General features: G+C 37.6%; 16 protein-coding genes and 1 other annotated feature. Of the genes, 13 read left to right on the plus strand and 3 right to left on the minus strand.

What is annotated here, in order from left to right:
• Window positions 1-467 precede the first annotated feature (467 nt).
• The 3 genes from guaB (at window position 468) to asnB (ending at window position 5,349) form a co-directional block, all read left to right on the plus strand.
• Complete coding sequence (guaB, locus tag ACQKII_RS21545; protein WP_427462505.1) at window positions 468-1,931, plus strand: IMP dehydrogenase; 1,464 nt, start codon at window positions 468-470, stop codon at window positions 1,929-1,931.
• Window positions 1,932-2,073: 142 nt separating this feature from the next.
• On the plus strand, window positions 2,074-3,405 hold the full coding sequence (locus tag ACQKII_RS21550) for a D-alanyl-D-alanine carboxypeptidase family protein (RefSeq protein ID WP_427462506.1): 1,332 nt from the start codon (window positions 2,074-2,076) through the stop codon (window positions 3,403-3,405).
• A gap of 105 nt (window positions 3,406-3,510) precedes the next feature.
• Complete coding sequence (gene asnB, locus ACQKII_RS21555) at window positions 3,511-5,349, plus strand: asparagine synthase (glutamine-hydrolyzing) (RefSeq protein ID WP_427462507.1); 1,839 nt, start codon at window positions 3,511-3,513, stop codon at window positions 5,347-5,349.
• 66 nt (window positions 5,350-5,415) lie between these two features.
• On the opposite strand, the gene ACQKII_RS21560 is transcribed toward asnB, so the two are convergent.
• On the minus strand, window positions 5,416-6,825 hold the full coding sequence (locus ACQKII_RS21560; RefSeq protein ID WP_427462508.1) for a PLP-dependent aminotransferase family protein: 1,410 nt from the start codon (window positions 6,823-6,825) through the stop codon (window positions 5,416-5,418).
• A gap of 105 nt (window positions 6,826-6,930) precedes the next feature.
• Between ACQKII_RS21560 and pdxS the strand changes: the two genes are divergently transcribed.
• The 3 genes from pdxS to serS all read left to right on the plus strand — a co-directional run bounded on the left by pdxS (window position 6,931) and on the right by serS (window position 10,000).
• Window positions 6,931-7,815 carry a pyridoxal 5'-phosphate synthase lyase subunit PdxS gene (gene pdxS / locus ACQKII_RS21565; protein ID WP_427462509.1) on the plus strand — a complete coding sequence of 295 codons (885 nt, stop codon included), beginning with the start codon at window positions 6,931-6,933 and terminating at the stop codon, window positions 7,813-7,815.
• 1 nt (window position 7,816) lies between these two features.
• Window positions 7,817-8,380 carry a pyridoxal 5'-phosphate synthase glutaminase subunit PdxT gene (gene pdxT, locus ACQKII_RS21570; protein WP_427462510.1) on the plus strand — a complete coding sequence of 188 codons (564 nt, stop codon included), beginning with the start codon at window positions 7,817-7,819 and terminating at the stop codon, window positions 8,378-8,380.
• Between the two features lie 49 nt (window positions 8,381-8,429).
• Window positions 8,430-8,645 (plus strand) — a binding site (T-box leader).
• A gap of 74 nt (window positions 8,646-8,719) precedes the next feature.
• A complete protein-coding gene (serS, locus tag ACQKII_RS21575) occupies window positions 8,720-10,000 on the plus strand; it encodes a serine--tRNA ligase (RefSeq protein WP_427462511.1) in 1,281 nt (426 codons plus the stop codon).
• A gap of 442 nt (window positions 10,001-10,442) precedes the next feature.
• On the opposite strand, the gene ACQKII_RS21580 is transcribed toward serS, so the two are convergent.
• Entirely contained in the window at window positions 10,443-11,309 is an 867-nt protein-coding gene (locus ACQKII_RS21580; RefSeq protein WP_427462512.1) for a LysR family transcriptional regulator, read from the minus strand.
• 537 nt (window positions 11,310-11,846) lie between these two features.
• On the opposite strand from ACQKII_RS21580, the gene ACQKII_RS21585 reads away from it, so the two are divergent.
• From ACQKII_RS21585 to ACQKII_RS21605, 5 genes are all read left to right on the plus strand, one after another.
• Window positions 11,847-13,073, plus strand: coding sequence for an ABC transporter substrate-binding protein (locus ACQKII_RS21585; RefSeq protein WP_427462513.1), 1,227 nt, complete (start codon window positions 11,847-11,849; stop codon window positions 13,071-13,073).
• A 97-nt stretch (window positions 13,074-13,170) separates the two neighbouring features.
• Complete coding sequence (locus ACQKII_RS21590; RefSeq protein WP_427462514.1) at window positions 13,171-14,052, plus strand: branched-chain amino acid ABC transporter permease; 882 nt, start codon at window positions 13,171-13,173, stop codon at window positions 14,050-14,052.
• Window positions 14,053-14,066: 14 nt separating this feature from the next.
• On the plus strand, window positions 14,067-15,119 hold the full coding sequence (locus ACQKII_RS21595; protein ID WP_427462515.1) for a branched-chain amino acid ABC transporter permease: 1,053 nt from the start codon (window positions 14,067-14,069) through the stop codon (window positions 15,117-15,119).
• On the plus strand, window positions 15,112-15,909 hold the full coding sequence (locus tag ACQKII_RS21600; protein ID WP_427462516.1) for an ABC transporter ATP-binding protein: 798 nt from the start codon (window positions 15,112-15,114) through the stop codon (window positions 15,907-15,909). The genes ACQKII_RS21595 and ACQKII_RS21600 overlap by 8 nt, the downstream gene beginning before the upstream one ends.
• Window positions 15,902-16,648, plus strand: a complete 747-nt coding sequence (locus tag ACQKII_RS21605; protein ID WP_427462517.1) for an ABC transporter ATP-binding protein — start codon at window positions 15,902-15,904, stop codon at window positions 16,646-16,648. Before ACQKII_RS21600 ends, ACQKII_RS21605 begins: the two co-directional genes overlap by 8 nt.
• Window positions 16,649-16,839: 191 nt before the next feature.
• Here the strand turns inward: ACQKII_RS21605 and ACQKII_RS21610 are convergent, their stop codons facing one another.
• Window positions 16,840-17,280: a hotdog fold thioesterase gene (locus ACQKII_RS21610; RefSeq protein WP_427462518.1), complete on the minus strand. Its 441-nt coding sequence runs from the start codon at window positions 17,278-17,280 to the stop codon at window positions 16,840-16,842.
• A 498-nt stretch (window positions 17,281-17,778) separates the two neighbouring features.
• On the opposite strand from ACQKII_RS21610, the gene ACQKII_RS21615 reads away from it, so the two are divergent.
• A complete protein-coding gene (locus ACQKII_RS21615) occupies window positions 17,779-19,110 on the plus strand; it encodes a phenylacetate--CoA ligase family protein (RefSeq protein WP_427462519.1) in 1,332 nt (443 codons plus the stop codon).
• Window positions 19,107-20,123: an NAD(P)/FAD-dependent oxidoreductase gene (locus ACQKII_RS21620; protein WP_427462520.1), complete on the plus strand. Its 1,017-nt coding sequence runs from the start codon at window positions 19,107-19,109 to the stop codon at window positions 20,121-20,123. Before ACQKII_RS21615 ends, ACQKII_RS21620 begins: the two co-directional genes overlap by 4 nt.
• Window positions 20,124-20,147 lie beyond the last annotated feature (24 nt).

The following is a 20,147-nucleotide window of genomic DNA, read 5'->3' on the forward strand; positions in this document are numbered from 1 at the left end:
CTTTAGCGCCGATGGTAGTTGGGGGCTTCCCCCTGTGAGAGTAGGACGTCGCTAGGCATCCAAAACAGTCAGCTGATTGCTGGCTGTTTTTTTATTTATAAAAAATACTAATGAGAATGTCAAATAATTAAAAGAAAAGAGTGCAAAACTTCTATAAAAAGATGTTATCTAATAATATTTACATACTTATTTTGATTTAGTGATACTATAGGTAGGTAAAAAAGAAGTATTACAAAATTAAATGTCTTGTTTTGAGTTCTTGAGCTTTCAATAAAAAAAATATTTCTTGCGCAATAAGTAGTACATTAAATTAAGAAATATTTTCTTTTGAATATGAAATCAGGGCATGAAAATTGGTATAACGAAAAGTCTGAATTGTCTTTCTTTTATAAGTTTCTTGACAGTAGCATGACACGTTGTTAATCTTACAATTAATATTCTTTTAACTATAGGGGGAAGTTACGATAATGTGGGAAACTAAATTTGCCAAAGAAGGTTTAACTTTTGATGATGTATTATTAGTACCAGCTCATTCAGAAGTATTACCGAAAGATGTTGATTTATCAGTTCAACTAACACCAAAGATTAAATTAAATATTCCAATGGTCAGTGCAGGCATGGATACTGTAACAGAGTCTAAAATGGCTATTGCTATGGCACGCCAAGGTGGTATTGGTATTATCCATAAAAATATGGGTATTGATGAGCAAGCTGAACAAGTAGAAAAAGTAAAGCGTTCTGAAAATGGTGTTATTACAAACCCATTCTTCTTAACTCCGACTCACCAAGTTTTCGATGCTGAGCACTTAATGGGTAAATACCGAATCTCTGGTGTACCAATTGTTGATAGTATGGAAAACCAAAAGTTAGTAGGGATTATTACAAACCGTGATCTACGTTTTATCTCTGACTACTCTTTAAAAATTGAAGATGTAATGACAAAAGAAGACTTGATTACAGCTCCTGTTGGTACGACATTAGAGGACGCTGAAAAGATTCTTCAGCAATATAAAATCGAGAAACTTCCAATTGTTGATGAAGACGGTAAATTAACAGGTTTAATCACAATTAAGGATATCGAAAAAGTAATTGAATTCCCGAACGCTGCAAAAGATGTACACGGTCGTTTACTAGTTGGTGCAGCGGTAGGCGTTTCAAAGGATACTATGATACGTATTGAGAAGCTTGTGGAGGCGCAAGTAGATATCGTAGTTATTGATACAGCACATGGTCATTCAGAGGGAGTTCTACAAACAATTCGTTTGATTCGTGAAGCATATCCTGAACTAGAAATCATTGCTGGTAACGTGGCAACAGGTGAAGGTGCTCGTGCATTATTTAATGCTGGTGCAGATGTTGTCAAGGTGGGTATCGGGCCAGGCTCTATTTGTACCACTCGCGTTGTTGCAGGCGTGGGTGTACCGCAAATTACAGCTGTTTACGATTGTGCGACAGTTGCTCGTGAAGTAGGTAAAACAATTATTGCGGATGGCGGAATTAAGTACTCTGGTGATATCGTAAAAGCACTTGCAGCTGGCGGTAACATCGTTATGCTGGGATCACTTCTTGCAGGTACTTCTGAATCCCCTGGCGATACTGAAATTTTCCAAGGTCGTCGCTTCAAAGTTTATCGTGGAATGGGATCGATTGGAGCAATGGAAAAAGGTTCAAAAGACCGTTACTTCCAAGAAGATGCGAAAAAGTTAGTGCCAGAGGGTATTGAAGGTCGTCTTCCATACAAAGGTCCATTAGCAGATACAATTTATCAACTTATTGGTGGTATTCGTGCTGGTATGGGTTACTGTGGAGCTCCTAGCCTTGAATATTTACGTGACAATGCTCAGTTCATCCGTATGACAGGTGCAGGTCTTCGTGAATCGCACCCACATGATGTACAAATTACTAAAGAATCACCAAACTATTCAATGTAATATATTGTTAGCAACTTTTATGCTCTCGTATCGTCTACAAAGATGACACGAGAGCATTTTTTTATGATAGAGATTGCGCACTTACGATAATATCTATGATAAAATTGTCGAGGACAAGATTATTTATTGGAGGGCTTTGAAGGTGAAAAAGACACTGAACACCGTATTACGTTTGCTCCTAGTTCCTGCTCTGTTAATTAGTATGTTTGCGGGAATTCCTGTGAAGGCAAATGCAGAATCAGGTTTAGGACTACACGTGGATGCTGCGATTTTAATAGACGCAGATTCAGGAAAAATTTTATATGAAGAAAATGCAGATACTTCACTAGGTATCGCGAGTATGACAAAAATGATGACTGAATACCTGTTATTGGAAGCAATTGATGCAGGTACAGTTAAGTGGGATCAGGAATATCACGTAACAGATTATACGTATCGTATGTCTCAAAACCGCGCTTTAAGTAATGTACCATTACGTGCAGATGGTTCATACACGATTCGTGAACTATACGAAGCAATGGCCATTTATTCTGCTAACGCTGCTACAGTCGCTATAGCAGAAACAATTGCGGGTACTGAAACTGAGTTTTTAAAACTAATGAATAAAAAAGCAGAAGAGCTTGGTCTTGAAGGCTATAAATTTGTCAATTCCACTGGCTTAAACAATGCTGATTTATTCGGAATGCATCCAGCCGGTACTGGTGCGAAAGATGAAAACGTAATGCCTGCTAAATCTGTAGCCAAATTAGCATATCATTTACTAAAAGATCATCCAAATGTATTAGAAACGTCTAAAATTGCAAAAAAGACGTTCCGTGAAGGTACAGATGATAAAATTGAAATGTCTAACTGGAACTTTATGTTACCTGGACTAGTATTCCAATATGAGGGCGTAGACGGATTAAAAACAGGTACAACAGACTTTGCTGGACATTGCATTACAGGTACTGCAGAGCGCAATGGTACACGTTTAATTTCTGTTGTTATGAAGGCTGTAGATGCAAATGGACAAAGCTCTAAAAGAGCTCGCTTTGATGAAACAGCTAAATTATTTAACTATGGCTTCTCACAATTCTCGAAACAAGAAATTATTCCAGCGAACTATAAGTTTAAAGATCAAGAAACAGTAAAAGTTACGAAAGGGAAAGAAAACAAAGTAGCGATTGCTGTTAAAGAACCAGTTTCATTTATGATCAAGTCATCTGAGAAAGATTTATATAAACCTAAATTAGAATTAGATAAAAAGAGTCTGGAAGCTGGCGTGAAAAAAGATACTGTTGTGGGTAAGGTCGTTATTGAGCGCACAGAAGGCACAGATTACGGCTTTATTGATGGCAAGGACCTTTCAGCCGATGTTGTCACAACAGAAGCTGTAGAACGTGCTAGCGGTATCTCACTATTCTTCCAAGGTATCAGTAGCTTCTTCGGTAATCTATGGAGTGGCATCTCTGACTTCGTTGGCGGATTATTTTAAACATTAATATAAAGGGAACACGCAAATGTTGAGAAAACATTGCGTGTTTTTTTTCACATTTTGCAAATTTCTTGCATACGCTATTAGTCGAAAGGATGTGGCTAAATGTGTGGCATTACAGGGTGGGCTAGTTTTCAAAGAGATTTGCGTAATAGTAATCAAATATTGAAGTCCATGTCGCAAACATTAAATAAACGAGGACCAGACGATGAGAATACTTGGTGTAGTGAGCATATTGCATTTGGCCATCGACGGTTAGCAGTTATAGATTTAATCGGTGGGAAGCAGCCGATGAAAAAAAAACACGATGGTGTAAACTATGTCATTACATATAATGGCGAGCTGTACAATACAGAAGAAATTCGAAACGAGTTGCAAAAGAGAGGGCATATTTTCAAAACGCATTCAGATACTGAAGTACTTTTAACCGCTTATATTGAATGGAAAGAGCAATGTGTTGATTATTTAAATGGGATATTTGCTTTTGGTGTGTGGGATGAGGGAGCACAATCACTTTTTCTATGCCGGGATCGCCTAGGTGTAAAACCGTTATATTATACGGAGCAGCAAGATGGTTTGCTTTTTGCTTCAGAGGTGAAGGCATTATTGGCACACCCAACGGTTCAACCTATCGTTAATACAGAAGGGCTAGCAAATATTATGGCTCTAGGACCATCAAGAACACCTGGAAAATCACTTTTCCAAAATATTAATGAATTACGCCCAGGATATGCTATGCGCTTCTCTAGAGAGGGATTACGCGTATGGCAGTATTGGCAACTTCAAAGTAAAAAGCATGAGGAATCGCTAGAGGAAACGATTGATCAAGTACGTTTTTTACTAACGGATGCTATAGAACGTCAGCTTGTATCAGATGTACCTATTTGTACGTTTCTTTCAGGTGGCTTAGATTCGAGTATTATTACGGGTATTGCCGCGAATACATTTCAACAACAAAATAAAGGCAAACTTCATACGTACTCAATTGACTTTGAGGACAACGAACGTTTCTTTAATCCACATTCTTTTCAAGTGTCAACAGACACATATTGGATTCAAAAAATGAAAGAGACGTTTGATACAACACACCATGCAGAGGAGATTTCACAGCAACAGTTAATTGATTTATTGATAGAGGCTGTAGTTGTAAGAGATTCACCAGGTATGGCTGATGTAGACTCGTCGTTATTATGGTTTTGCCGTGAAATTAAAAAGGATTTTACTGTCGCTTTATCAGGTGAATGTGCCGATGAAATTTTTGGTGGCTATCCATGGTTTACAGAAACCACTACAGGCTTTCCTTGGATCCGGTCATTGCCTGAAAGAACGGCCATGTTACGAGAGGAATGGCGTAAAAAGTTATCTGTGGAAGCATATGCACAGCAAGTATATGCACAAACAATTAGTGAGGTACCGCGCCTTGATGGGGAAAACAATGAGGAGTCGAATCGACGTGAGCTGTTTTATTTAAATATGGTGTGGTTTATGCAAACTTTACTAGAACGGAAAGATCGTATGAGCATGGGAGCGAGTCTAGAAGTGCGCGTGCCGTTTGCTGATCATCGTCTTGTGGAATATGCATGGAATATTCCTTGGGAAATGAAGAATCTAGGTGGCAAAGAAAAGGGATTACTTCGTAAAGCAATGGAACATTTATTGCCTGAGGAAGTATTATATCGGAAAAAGAATCCCTATCCGAAAACCTATCATCCTGTTTACACAACTGGCGTTCAAAAATGGCTGAGAGACATATTGAACGATAAAAATTCTATTCTTCATGAATTATTTGAAAGAGGAAAATTATTGGAGCTTATTGAAACAGGAGGAAATACCTTTAAAGTGCCTTGGTATGGACAATTAATGGCGGGTCCACAGCTACTTGCCTATTTAGGGCAAATACATGTATGGTTTGAGCATTATAATATTCAATTGAAGGAATCATAAAAAATAGCAACAACCATCCTTTCACCTTTATAGGGGAAATGGATGGTTGTTTTTTGTCACCTTCAGTTAGTGACCTCGCTGTATGTCCCAACAATCCATTAGTCGCTCAATAGAAGCTTCAATTTGGTGAACAGGAATACCACCAAAGCCTAGTAAAAACTGTGCTTGTGTAGACAGTAGTCCATCCAGGCGATAATCCGATAAAGGATAAATACCAATTCCTGCATTGTTGGCGTGCTGTTGTAATTGTTTTTCTGATAAAGAGTGTTGAACATTGAGTAAGACATGCATCCCTGCCTGCTCACCTGTCATCTTAACTTGTGCAGAATAATTTTCTAAAATAGTAGTTAGCTTATCATGTTTTTTGCGATACACTTTTCGCATCCGATTTAAATGCTTAGAAAAATGGCCATCCCGCATAAAATTTGCTACGATATGCTGATCAAATCTTGGCACTGTTGAAGAGTAATAGTTAAAAACATCGTTATAAGTTGCAAGCAGTTTTGGTGGTAGCACAAAATAAGCCACACGTAAGGACGGCATTAACGATTTTGTAAAAGTACTCATATAGATGACTTTATCGTTACGATCTAATGCTTGAAGCGCTGGGATTGGTTTCCCAGTATAACGAAATTCAGAGTCATAGTCATCCTCGATAATATAACGGGAAGGACTCTGCGCTGCCCAATTCAATGCTTGTGCTCGTCTTGTTGCAGATAATACGGCACCGGTTGGGAATTGGTGGGATGGCGTTATATAAACAACATCAGCATTTGTTTTTTCGAGGGCATGAATAACAATTCCTTCATCATCGACTTCAATGGGTAAAACCTTTCGCTTATGTTGCGAAAACATCCGGTGCACGGTTGGATAACCTGGATTTTCAAGTGCAAAGCAAGTATCTTCGCTGAAGAGACGTAATATCATTGGCAGAAGTTGTTCCGTACCAGAGCCAATAACAATTTGCTCAGGGCTGCAGACAACTCCACGTGATTGATATAAATAATTAGCAATTTCCGTACGCAATGCTCGTTCTCCTTGCGGCTCCCCTGTTAATAATAAATCCTTTGAAGCATCATCAAAAAGGTCTCTTGCGTATTTGCGCCATGTTTGGAAGGGAAAGGCGTCAATATCAATAGAACCAGGGTTAAAATCAATCATGTAAGATTTTTTCTTTGGCTGTTCGTTTAAGAAAGTAGTGGTGTCTTGTTGGATATACGGTAGTTCATCAATTTCCTCTACAAAATAGCCAACCCGTGATTTTGACATAATATAGCCCTCAGCAAGTAATTGAGCATAAGCAATTTCAATAGTTGTTTGGGAAATATTTAGAAAATCTGATAATTTTCTCTTCGATGGTAATTTTTCACCAACGGCAATTTTCTTCGTAATAATGGCTTCTTTTATACCACTATAAAGCTGATCGTAGAGCGGTTTACCGCCATCTTTCTCAAGTTCAAATAATAGCATGTCCATGTTAGATAATTCACCTGACCTTATGATTGTTTTATAAACTGAATATTTTTATATGGTCAATTTCTATTATACTAAATTTCATCATGAAGGTGGAGGTTAGAGAAAATGAAACAAACTGGGACAGAGTTAGTAAAACGTGGGATGGCTGAAATGCAAAAGGGTGGCGTCATTATGGACGTTATTAATGCTGAGCAGGCAAAAATTGCTGAGGCAGCGGGTGCTGTAGCTGTTATGGCTTTAGAGCGAGTACCATCAGATATACGTAAGGCGGGTGGCGTTGCACGTATGGCAGATCCACGCATCGTAGAAGAAGTGATGAGTGTGGTCTCAATACCAGTGATGGCAAAGGCACGTATTGGTCATATTGTAGAGGCACGTGTATTAGAAGCAATGGGTGTTGATTATATTGACGAGAGTGAAGTCCTAACACCAGCAGATGAGGAATACCATTTATTAAAGAGTGATTATACAGTGCCTTTTGTTTGTGGTTGTCGCGATTTAGGGGAAGCGGCTCGCAGAATTGGAGAGGGAGCTTCAATGCTACGTACGAAGGGTGAGCCTGGTACAGGAAATATTGTAGAGGCAGTGCGTCATATTCGTAAGGTGAATGCACAAGTGCGTAAAGTCGTAGGTATGACAGAGGACGAATTAATGACAGAGGCTAAATTACTTGGTGCGCCATTTGAATTATTACGAGAAATAAAAAAAATTGGTCGCTTGCCAGTTGTTAACTTTGCAGCAGGAGGTGTCGCTACACCCGCGGATGCTGCGTTAATGATGGAGCTAGGTGCAGATGGAGTATTTGTTGGCTCGGGTATTTTCAAATCAGAAAATCCAGAGAAATTTGCACGTGCTATTGTAGAAGCAACAACACATTACAAGGATTATAAGTTGATTGCAGACATTTCCAAAGAACTTGGTGTACCGATGAAAGGGATTGATATTGCACAGCTGAGCCAGAATGAACGCATGCAAGAACGAGGCTGGTAAGATGAAACAGATAGGTGTGTTAGCTTTGCAGGGCGCGGTACGAGAGCATGCACAAATGTTAGAGGCAATTGGTTGCAAAGTTGTGTTAGTAAAGCATATGAAGGATTTAGCAGAGCTTGATGGTCTTGTATTGCCAGGCGGAGAAAGTACTACGATGAGGAAGTTATTAAATCATTATGAGCTTCTAGAACCAATTCGTGTACTTGCACAACAAGGGTTGCCGATGTTTGGTACTTGCGCGGGACTTATTCTATTGGCAAAAGAAGTAATCGGTTATGAATCACATATAGGTGTTATGGATGTAGTAGTGGCTCGTAATTCTTTTGGACGTCAGGTGGACAGCTTCGAGATATGTCTTGATATTCCGGCAATTGGTGAAGCGATATCAGCAGTATTTATTCGTGCGCCGCATATTATATCCGTTGGCGAAGGTGTGGAAATTCTAGCACAGCATGATGGGAAAATCGTGTTAGCACGTGATGGTCATCTACTAGGATGTTCATTCCATCCCGAATTAACGACAGACTCACGCATCCTCGAATATTTTGTGACGTCTATGGTGTGACTTGCAAAATCTTGTTTCATATAGTACAGTATGGTTAAAATTTAAATAAGTGAACACGATGATGGGAAGTAGTAGCAAGCACGTTTTTTTTAGAGAGTCAGCGGGTGGTGGAAGCTGGTAAAAGCACTTGTGAATCCGTCCTGGAGTTGCGCAGTCGAAGTGAGTAAAGTAGGCTGTCGCCGGTTGAAATGCCGTTATGAGATAAGTGGATTAGGCGAATGTCTAATCAATTAGGGTGGCAACGCGGGTAGCTCTCGTCCCTTTCTTGGGATGAGGGCTTTTTTGTGTTCAATTTTAAAAGCTTTTCCCATCATTATGAATCTACTGGAGGTATGAACAATGTTAGATATTAAACGCGTCCGTGATAATTTCGCGGAAATTAAAGAAATGTTGTTAACACGCAATGAAGATTTAGGAAACTTAGACGACTTTGACGGCTTAGATGCAAAACGTCGTGAGTTAATTGCTAAAACGGAAGAGCTTAAAGCTGAACGTAATAAAGTATCTGAGCAAATTTCTGTGATGAAGCGTAACAAAGAAAATGCAGATGAAGTAATTGCACGTATGCGTCAGGTTGGCGACGATATTAAAGAGCTAGACACACAGCTAAATGATGTAGAAGATCGCTTTAAAGATATGATGATGCGCTTACCAAATATTCCGCATGAATCTGTACCAGTTGGCACAACTGAGGACGATAATGTAGAGGAATATACTTGGGGTGAAGTGCCAACGTTTGATTTTGAAATCAAAGCACACTGGGATATTGCTACGGATCTTCAAATTGTAGATTTCGAACGAGGTGCAAAAGTAGCAGGTAGTCGATTCTTATTCTATCGTGGGCTTGGTGCTCGTTTGGAACGTGCATTAATGAGCTTTATGATGGATCTACATGCTGAAGAGCATGGCTATGAAGAAATGCTACCCCCTGTTATTGTAAATCGTGATAGCTTAACAGGTACGGGACAATTACCAAAATTTGAAGAGGATGTCTTCAAATTGGATGACACAGATTATTTCATGATTCCAACTGCAGAAGTGCCAGTCACAAACTTCTACAGAGATGAAATTCTTCCTATTGAAGCTTTACCACAGGGTTTTGCAGCATATAGCGCTTGCTTCCGCTCTGAAGCGGGCTCTGCAGGTCGCGATACGCGAGGTTTAATTCGCCAGCACCAATTTAATAAAGTAGAATTAGTACGTTTTGTTAAACCAGAGGAATCTTATGAACAACTAGAGCTATTAACAGGTCATGCTGAAAAAGTGCTACAATTATTAGGCTTACCTTATCGTAAATTGAAAATGTGTACAGCTGATTTAGGCTTCACAGCTGCGAAAAAATATGATTTAGAAGTATGGATTCCAGCACAAAATATGTACCGTGAAATCTCTTCTTGCTCAAACTTTGAGGATTTCCAAGCGCGTCGTGCAAATATTCGTTTCCGTCGTGAACCAAATGCAAAACCAGAGTTCGTACACACATTAAACGGTTCAGGTCTAGCAATTGGTCGTACAGTAGCAGCGATCTTAGAAAACTATCAACAAGCCAACGGCAGCGTAGTAATTCCGGAAGTTTTAAGACCATATATGGGCGGAAAAGATATTATTGCCCCAAAATAATGTCAGTTGAAAGAGCAGCGACAGACTTAAGCTGACAGAAGCGAAGTAATACCAGAAGTCTTAAGACCGTATAGGGTCGGTACAGAAGTAATACTTCAAAAATGAAATAATTTTATGTAAATTAAACTACTTTAGTGTACTTATTTCGGAAGTTACCTAAAGTAGTTTTTGTTTTTTTATGTTTATATGGCTCATCAACAAATGAATGTCATGTGGTACAAAAGCATTATTTACATAACGTAAAAAACAGCCAGACACACTTTTATTTGGAGTACTGGCAGCTTTTTAGTATTCACTATCTTTTTTTATCTTTCCCGTTAAGGAAGTACAAAGAAGTAACCTTTATATAGAAAAAGTGTAATCTGTATTGAAAGTATCTAACGTTCTATGTGATGAAGAATAGTGTAGCATGCCAGGGTCTTCACTATTAATGTGCCATCTACTATCTAAACAACTCTAAAAAATTCAGTGCGGATTTTGCTAAGTAACGTTCTTTTGGCCAAATTATGGTTGATTTTGATTTAATGTTACAATTAGCGAATTTAATAATTTTAATACCATCCGTAGAAAATTTATCTAGACTTGTTTTCGGCAAAATGGTTACACCTATTCCTTCTCCTATCAAAGAAGAGACCATCGCAATATCAATACACTCACAAATAATATTAGGCTCAAATCCATGACTTTTAAATTCATCTATAATAATACGAAGTGTACTACAATTTTGATGACGGTAAAAAGAAAGAAATGGTATATCCCTTAAATCTTCCATTCGAATCGGGCTTTTTAAATTCCATTGCGATGGTGTGGCAAGTACAAATTCATCTACATCTAATCCTAACGAAAAAAAGTTATCATCTTCAATGGGTTGCTGTAAAATGGCTACATCAATTTCTTTACTTAATAGACTCTCTGTTAAGAATAATGTATCTCCTTCGATAATTTTAAAGCATAAATCGGGGTATCGTTCGCGCATAATCGTGATTTTTTCAGGTAAATAGGATAAGCAAGTTTGATCTGCGCCTATGGATAGTACACCTTTTAAGCCTTCTCCTACTTCTTTTATTTCAGTAATAGTATCCTCGAAATTTGATAATAAAGTTTTTCCTTTTTCATATAACACTTTTCCGGGACCTGTCATATCAAGTGTCCTACCATTTCTATCTAGTAGTTTACAATTCAATTCTTCTTCCATCATTTTTAACTGCTGGCTAAGTGGAGGTTGTGCCATATGTAGCTTTTTGGCAGCTTTAGTAATTTGACCCTCCTCAACGATTGTTATAAAGTAGTTTAATTGCCTTAAATCCATAGATTCTCCCACCTTTATACTTAAAATGTAATATTTAATTGAATAAGTATATTTATTATGTATAATAACACCTTTTCAGATTTTTTAGAATATAACAATTTTTTATTAATTATGTTTCTTCTCTTTATATTTCGAGGGGAAATGCATTTTTGCTAGAGGTGGCAAGGACTTTATACGTTAAATTAATTAACTTTTTATGCGAAAAAATATAACAGAAAAAAAACGAGTATATAAAAATCGTATATATAATGATTTGATGTGTATATTTTTAGTATTTATCATTTATAACGATACATGTTATTCTTTGGACTAACAAAATCGAATATTTGCTACTTTATAGTTATTAAAACCTAGATTTTGTGGTTTTTTTCTAAAAAACTATATTCAGTTGTTGTCTTATATTTTTTTGTATTACAACAAATGTTGCAATTGGATATTTTATGTTATGTTTTTTATTCATGGGGGGCTATACATACCGGCATTTTAAAAAGGGGATGCGGTTTATATAGGTAAAAATAATTAAGGGGTGTAGTATTTATGAAAAAGACTTTACTGTCACTTTTCCTATTGATGAGTGCGTTATTTATGGTAGCGTGTGCTTCATCATCTGATTCAGGAAAAAACGATTCATCGTCATCTGCGGGATCTTCTAGCTCAGAATCTGGCACTGGAGCATCAGCTGATTCAATAAAAATTGCAGGGATTTTTTCAGCATCTGGTGGAGCAGCTGCTCTTGGGGAATCAGAAATGCAAACGCTTAAAATGTTAGTAGAACAAAAAAATGCAGAGGGTGGAATTAACGGTCAACAAATTGAATTAGTCACTTATGATGATAAATCTGACCAAAATGAAGCAATTCTTGCGATGAAAAAAGCATTAACACAAGATAAGGTATCAATTGTTATCGGTGGGACAATAAGTGGTAACTCATTGGCAATGTTACCTTTAGCAGAACAACATCAAGTTCCTTACATTTCAGTTGCTGCAAGTAAACAAATTTATGTGGATGAAAATGGACAAGCACGAAAATGGGTTTTCAAAATGCCACAAGACGATCAACAAGCTGTAGAACGTATTTTACAATACTTAAAAGAAAATAACTTAACGAAAGTTGCATGGTTAAATGTAGCGAATTCTTATGGAACAGGTGGTCATGATGAGTTCGTTAAACATGCACCAAAATACGGTGTTGAGTCAGTGATCGAAGACGAATTCGAAACAACAGTAACGGATGCAAAACCATTATTAACGCGTGTAAAAAAGGCAAACCCAGATGCAATTATCGTTTGGGGAACTGTACAGGAGTCCGCAGTTGTTATTAAAAACATTCGTGAATTGGCACTAGATACACCAGTGCTTGCAAGTCATGGAATCGCAACAAATCAATTTATTGAAGTCGCAGGCGATGCAGCAAATGATGTAATTTTACCAACAGGTAAATTATTAGTTGCTAATAGTTTAGAAGATTCAAATCCACAAAAAGAATTATTACTAGCTTACAACGAATCTTACACATCGAAATATAATAAATCGGCAAGTACGTTCGGTGCATATGCAGCAGATGCTTTCACAATTGCAACAAAAGCAATTGAAGCTAAAGGTACTGATAGCGTCGCTCTTCGGGATTTCATCGAACAAGAACTAGGAGAATTTGTAGGCCTTACTGGTACATTTAATATCAATGTCGAAAACCACATGGGATTAAGTCCAGATAGTTTTGCGATGGTACGTATTGTAGATGGAAAGTGGACTTTAGAAGACTGAAAAAACTAATACAAATTCAATGAACAGTGGTGTCTTTCCATCACTGTTCATTCATTATCAATCAGTAACATCGAAATGAAACGGAGTGAATGACAGCATGGAAACATTATCACAAATGTTGCAATTATTATTTTCAGGTTTAACAATTGGAGCTATCTATGCACTGATTGCAGTGGGGTTCGTTATTATCTATAACGTGACTGGTATTCTTAACTTTGCACAAGGTGAATTTGCTATGTTTGGTGCCTTAATCAGTATTTCACTCGTAAAAGTAAATCTACCCTTATGGTTAGCCATTATCTTAAGTATCATAATTGTGGCGGCAATCGGCGGTATATTTGAGCGAACAGCAATTCATACCGCTCGTAAATCGTCCATGACAACACTAATTATCATTACAATTGGGGTATCGATTGCCTTCCGCGGTATTGCAATTTTAATTTGGGGAACACAAGCACAAACATTACCACCATTTACGGATAATACACCGATTCAATTTTTAGATGCCGTATTACTTCCGCAAAATTTATGGGCAATCGGTCTTTCTATCGTAATTTTAATCGTCATGATGTACTTTTTTAACTACACATTTACAGGAAAATCATTAACAGCTTGCGTGATAAATCCTTTTGCAGCTCGTTTAATGGGAATCAATCCGAATAAAATGTCATTATTTGCTGTTGTTGCAAGTGCTGCAGTAGGAGCTTTAGCAGGTACAGTAATCGCTCCTATATCAGGTGCATCCTATGATATGGGGATGATGCTCGGTATTAAAGCGTTTGTAGCAGCGGTCGTTGGCGGATTAACAAATGCTCCAGCAGCAATTGCAGGTGCCTTTTTAATCGGTATTATTGAAGCGTTTACAGAAGGATTATGGTCTTCAGGTTTAAAAGATGTAGTGAGTTTCTCATTATTGCTGTTAATTTTATTTGTAAAACCAGAGGGTCTATTTGCTAAAGCTTCAGGAAAACGTGTATAGGGGGGATAATAGCTATGACAAAAAAAAATTTAAAGCTTATTTATAATAACAGCCTAGTCGGACCTGGCATTTTCTTTGCACTGCTATTTTGTATCCCGCTAGTGGGATCTACTTATACACTTGCCATTTTTACAATGATTGGATTTTATGCATTAGTATGCATCGGGTTAACATTGCTAACAGGATACGCGGGACAAATTTCTTTAGGCCACGCAGCCTTTTATGGAGTCGGTGCCTACACATCTGCTTATATGACTGGTACACACGGTTTATCTCCTTGGTTAGCAATTATTGTAGGAGCACTGATTTCTGCACTTGTTGCTTTACTAATTGGTATTCCGACATTTAAGTTAAAAGGCTATTATTTAGCATTAGCAACATTAGGGTTTGGCATTATTGTCTACACAGCATTCAAGGAGTTAACACCGATTACTGGTGGCTCAAACGGTTTCTTCGGTATTCCGTCTATTAGCTTATTTGGCTTTGAATTCGTCACAGAGCGCAGTTACTTCTATCTCATTTGGGTATTTGTTTTTATCGCACTCATATTCGCACGTAATATTATTCACTCACGTATTGGACGTGGTTTACGCTCCATTGAGGGGAGTGAAATCGCCGCAGATGCTGTTGGTGTTAATTTAATGAAACATAAACTACAGATTTTCGTGACGAGTGCTATTTTCACATCAATTTCTGGCTCTTTATTAGCGCACTACGTATCATTTATTAATCCAGATTTATTTACAGCAAATACATCAATCTATTTATTAATTATGGTAATTATAGGTGGATTAAGTAATATTTGGGGTGCTATTGTGGGCTCAGCAATGTATGTTTTGCTAGGGGAATTATTAAAGCATTATGTACCATTGATGTTACCAAATGTCGGAGGGGAGTTTGAAATCGTATTCTTCGGTTTATTACTTGTCTTAACATTAATTTATATGCCGAACGGTTTAGTACCACAATTCGAGAAAGTTTTCTCCAAATTTAAAAAGAAGGGTAACGCTACTCACATGTCCTTAACGATCAATACCCAAGCGACAGGAGGGAAAACGAATGACTAACAAAGAGCTCATCTTAAGCGTAGAAAACTTAACAAAGGTTTTCGGCGGCGTGGTTGCTGTAGACAATGTATCCTTCACAATTAATAAAGGTGAAATTTTTGCTGTTATCGGTCCTAATGGAGCTGGTAAAACAACACTTTTCAATATGATTACTGGAGTATTACCCAGTTCATCAGGAAATGTGTACTTCCAAGGTAATCGATTAACACATAAAAAACCATATCAAATTGCACAAGCAGGGGTAACAAGAACATTTCAAAACTTAGAAGTCTTTGATAATATGACCGTCATCGAAAATGTGATGACGGGCGCACATATTACGATGAAAACAAACATTTTAACGGCAGGTTTACGATTACCGACTGTCGTCAATGAAGAAGTTAAAACAATGGAAAGAGCATTGCAATGTTTAAAGGACGTAGGAATTGCTGAATTCGCCTATGAAATGGCAGATAAATTGCCTTATGGTAATCAGCGACTGCTTGAAATTGCGCGTGCAGCAATTTCAAAACCACGACTAATTTTATTAGATGAGCCAATGGCAGGTCTGAACGCTGAAGAATCCAGACAATTAGTCGACGTAATTTTGAAAATGCGTGCGGGTGGCATGACATTTTTATTTGTTGAACATGACATGGAAACGGTTATGTCCATTTCTGATCGTATAGTAGTTGTGGATAATGGTGTGAAAATTGGAGAAGGTACCCCTGAAGAAATTTATCAAAATCCACAAGTTGTGGCAGCATACTTAGGCGATGACTCTGAGGAAGAAGGTGTAGCATATGCTTAAAATCGAAAATCTACATACCTACCATGGGCATTTACACGTCCTTGAAGGCATAAGTTTTGAGCTATTAGAAGGAGAATTACTGTCGATTGTCGGATCAAATGGTGCTGGGAAAAGTACGCTGCTCGGTACTCTAGCTGGTGTTTATGCGCCAACTGAAGGGAAAATCGAATACAAGGGATTTGATATCACTAGAGATGGTGTACAAAGGACAGTTGCTAAAGGAATTTGTTTAGTACCTGAACGAAGACAAATTTTTTCTTCGTTATCTGTAAAAGATAATCTCATGCTTGGTTCTTATCATCGCTATAAGAAAGATAAGAAAACGATTCTTCGCGACTACGAGGAAATCCTAGAATTATTTCCACGCTTAAAGCAAATGCTCAATCGTCCTGGTGGTTTACTTTCAGGAGGTGAACAGCAAATGGTGGCAATTGGCAGGGGTTTGATGGCCAATCCCAAAGTATTAATGCTAGATGAGCCGTCATTAGGACTCGCGCCTTTAATTGTGAAAGATATCATGAATATTTTACGTAGACTGTGTGATGAACGTGGTGCAACGATTATTTTGGTAGAACAGAACGTAAAAGCCGCCTTAAAGGTAGCCGACCGTGCCTGTGTATTAGCGCATGGTCAAATGACAATTTCAGGTACAGCCCAAGAGTTATTAAATGATTCAAAAGTACAAGAAGCGTACTTTGGTAAACCGCTAAAAAAATCACCTGCTCTAGAAAAAGTATAAGAAAACAACTTCAAAATCCCTCTCTAGTTTCGTTGCTAGGAGGGATTTTAACATATTAAAAGATGTGTGTGAAACCTATTCACTTTCCAGAAAGGTTTCATACACATCTTCTATAACAAGCAATCGGTGGGCGGTTAATAGATTGCTTCTTCATTCACATCAACATTACCATTTCACTTTTGATTACTTCATTACTCTTGTCCGATGAAATTTTCAGTTTTACGATATACCATCGCTTCCATTGTGGCACATAATTCATCGTTACTCAACACATCGATACGATACCAAGCTAAGCGGCGTGTCTTTTTCACTTCCTGAGCGATAGCTGTAAGTTGATGATCAGCAAAACTTGCGTTCATGTAGTTGATCGTATTTGTCACACCAACAGCCGTCTTACCATAAGAATTACTTGCCACTGCAAAGGCATAATCAGCTAGTGAAAAAATTATGCCTCCGTGTACAGTACCATGTGTGTTGAGCATATGAGTAGCTGGCGAAAGTGTCACTTTCGCAAATCCAGCTTTCAACTCTACTAATTCCATCCCTAAATAATTAGCGTATGGTTCGTTTTTTAAAGCTTCAAAAATATCGTCATAATATTGTTCATGTTGCTGTGCTTCTGATAACGTCAATACAAAATCCCTCCTTTTGTTTGTTAATATATTCCAAATTAAATGCCGTTAATTGAACAGAACGTGCAAACAATTGGGTTACATATACTATAAAAATAGATACAAAATAATAACGACTGTAATAAAAGTGAAATATAAAAACAATGTAACATCGATAATTTGAAAAGTAAATAAATAATTAGAAAATATGCGTAATATATAGAATTATTTTGATTTTTTGCATGTATTAATAAAAAAATTATTTGTTTCTATTGTGGAATTATTTGAGGATGTCATTGGTGTTATTTGGTTTATAAAAAATTACAGTAACATTACTAACAAAAAATAGTTTAAAAAATAGCGATAAATAACTTAAAAGAGATAATATAAAATATATTGACAATTCGGACAAATTTGTATATCTTATAATTAAATTACAAAATATCAACTACCGTTATCTATTTGTTATATACTGTGTTTGATTGTAATGAACTGTAAAAGCCTAAAGGGGGATTAGGGATGTATCATCCAGAAATTGAAACAGCATCAAGGGGAGAAATGGAAAAGATTCAACTAACACGTTTGAAAGAAACAGTTGAAAGAGTATACAATAATACACCTTTTTACAAGGAACAATTCGATCTACTAGGAATTACGCCTGCTGATATTCAAAGTTTAGCAGATATTCAAAAATTGCCATTTACTAAAAAAGTAAATTTACGTGAGCATTATCCATTTGGACTTTTCGCAGTACCGATGGATGAGGTAGTGCGTATTCACGGCTCATCAGGTACTAGTGGAAAACCGACAATTGTTGGCTATACAAAAAATGATATCGATATGTGGTCGGGACTTTTAGCTCGTGCTATTGTTGCCGCAGGGGGACGCAAATCGGATATTTTCCATAACGCTTATGGATACGGTCTATTTACAGGTGGAATTGGTTTACACTACGGGGCTGAAACATTAGGCGCAGCAGTGGTACCGATTTCAGGAGGCAATACAGAACGACAAATTACATTACTAGAAGACTTTAAGCCACGTGGCATTGCAGGTACACCATCCTATATACTAACGATTGCTGAAAAGATGGAAGAAATGGGCATTGATCCAGCAACGAATGGGATTGAGTACGGGATTTTTGGTGCAGAACCTTGGTCAGAGGAAATACGCCGTGCAATAGAGGATAAATTAAAAATTCGTGCTATGGATATTTACGGTTTAAGTGAAGTCATGGGACCTGGTGTATCAATAGAATGTTATGAAGCACAAAATGGCTTACATATCGCCGAGGATCATTTCTTCGTAGAAATTATTGATCCAGAGACATTAGAACCTGTAGCTGCTGGCAAAGATGGTGAACTGGTTATTACAAGCTTAACAAAGGAAGCGCTACCAATTATCCGCTATCGAACGGGTGATATTACATCGATCACACATGAAAAATGTAAATGTGGACGTACAACGATACGTATGGCACGTGTTAAAGGACGTACCGATGATATGTTGATTATTCGAGGAGTGAATGTTTTCCCATCGGAAATTGAGCGAGAATTGCTACAAGTTGAAGGTTTAGCCCCACACTATCAAATTCATTTATTGAAGAAAGGGAATATGGATGAAATTGAACTACATGTGGAGTTGCAACCGAAATTATATAAAGACATTGGTGGAAACTTAAACCATCCCCAGATTCAAATGTTATCAAGAAAAGTTAAACATGATTTAAAAAATGCATGTTTAGTTTCTGTTAGTCTTGTGATTGAAAATATGGGTTCTATTCCACGATCAGAAGGAAAGGCAATTCGTGTCATTGATCGGAGAAATGAGCGGAAGGAGGTTACTCAATGATTGAAACAGAACAAATAAAAGATGTGACGATTATTGGGGGAGGACCTATTGGCATGTTTGCCGCCTTTTATGGTGGTATGCGTGGCATGAGCGTGAAAATTATTGAAAGTCTCCCTCAATTGGGCGGTCAACTAGCAGCACTTTATCCAGAAAAGTATATTTACGATATTGCTGGTTTTCCTAAAATACGTGCTCAAGATCTTATCTACAATCTAAAGGAGCAAATGAATACATTTCCAGTAGATATCTGTACAAATGAATCTGTACTAACCATCGAAAAAGATGCAGATGGTATTTTCACACTTGTTACGACAAGTGGAATTCATTACTCTCGTACAATTCTTATCACTGCTGGAAATGGTGCTTTCAAAGTACGTACACTTGAGTTCGACGGAGAAGAGAAGTATGCAGAACATAATTTACATTACTTCATTAATGACCTGAATGCTTTCAAAGATCGTAACGTTATGGTCTTCGGAGGTGGCGATTCAGCAGTCGATTGGGCTATGATGCTAGAACCAATTGCTAAAAAAGTATCAATTGTACACAGACGCGATAAATTTCGCGCACATGAACATAGCGTAGAAAATCTGATGCAATCTTCTGTCGAGGTGATTACACCTTTTGTGCCTGAAGAGTTAATTGGAGAAGATAGCATTACTCACGTCAAGTTAAAACATGCGAAAGATGAAACAATCGAGCCAATCTATGGTGTAGATGATGTTATCGTAAATTTCGGCTTTGTCTCATCATTAGGTGCAATTAAAGACTGGGGCATAGAAATTAGCAAAAACTCCATCGTAGTCAATTCTCGTATGGAAACGAACATCCCTGGTATTTATGCAGCAGGTGACATTTGTACGTATGATGGAAAAGTAAAGTTAATTGTCAGTGGTTTCGGGGAAGCACCAACAGCTATTAGTAACGCGAAAGTCTACATTGACCCAACATCTAAAGTACAGCCGTTACATAGCACGAGTATAATGGAAGAAAAAAAGAAACAGCTTACCTGATGCAAAAGGTTTTTGAAAGGAATA

This window comes from Lysinibacillus sp. NPDC048646, assembly GCF_050272295.1.
In the GTDB taxonomy this organism is placed as follows: Bacteria; Bacillota; Bacilli; order Bacillales_A; family Planococcaceae; genus Lysinibacillus.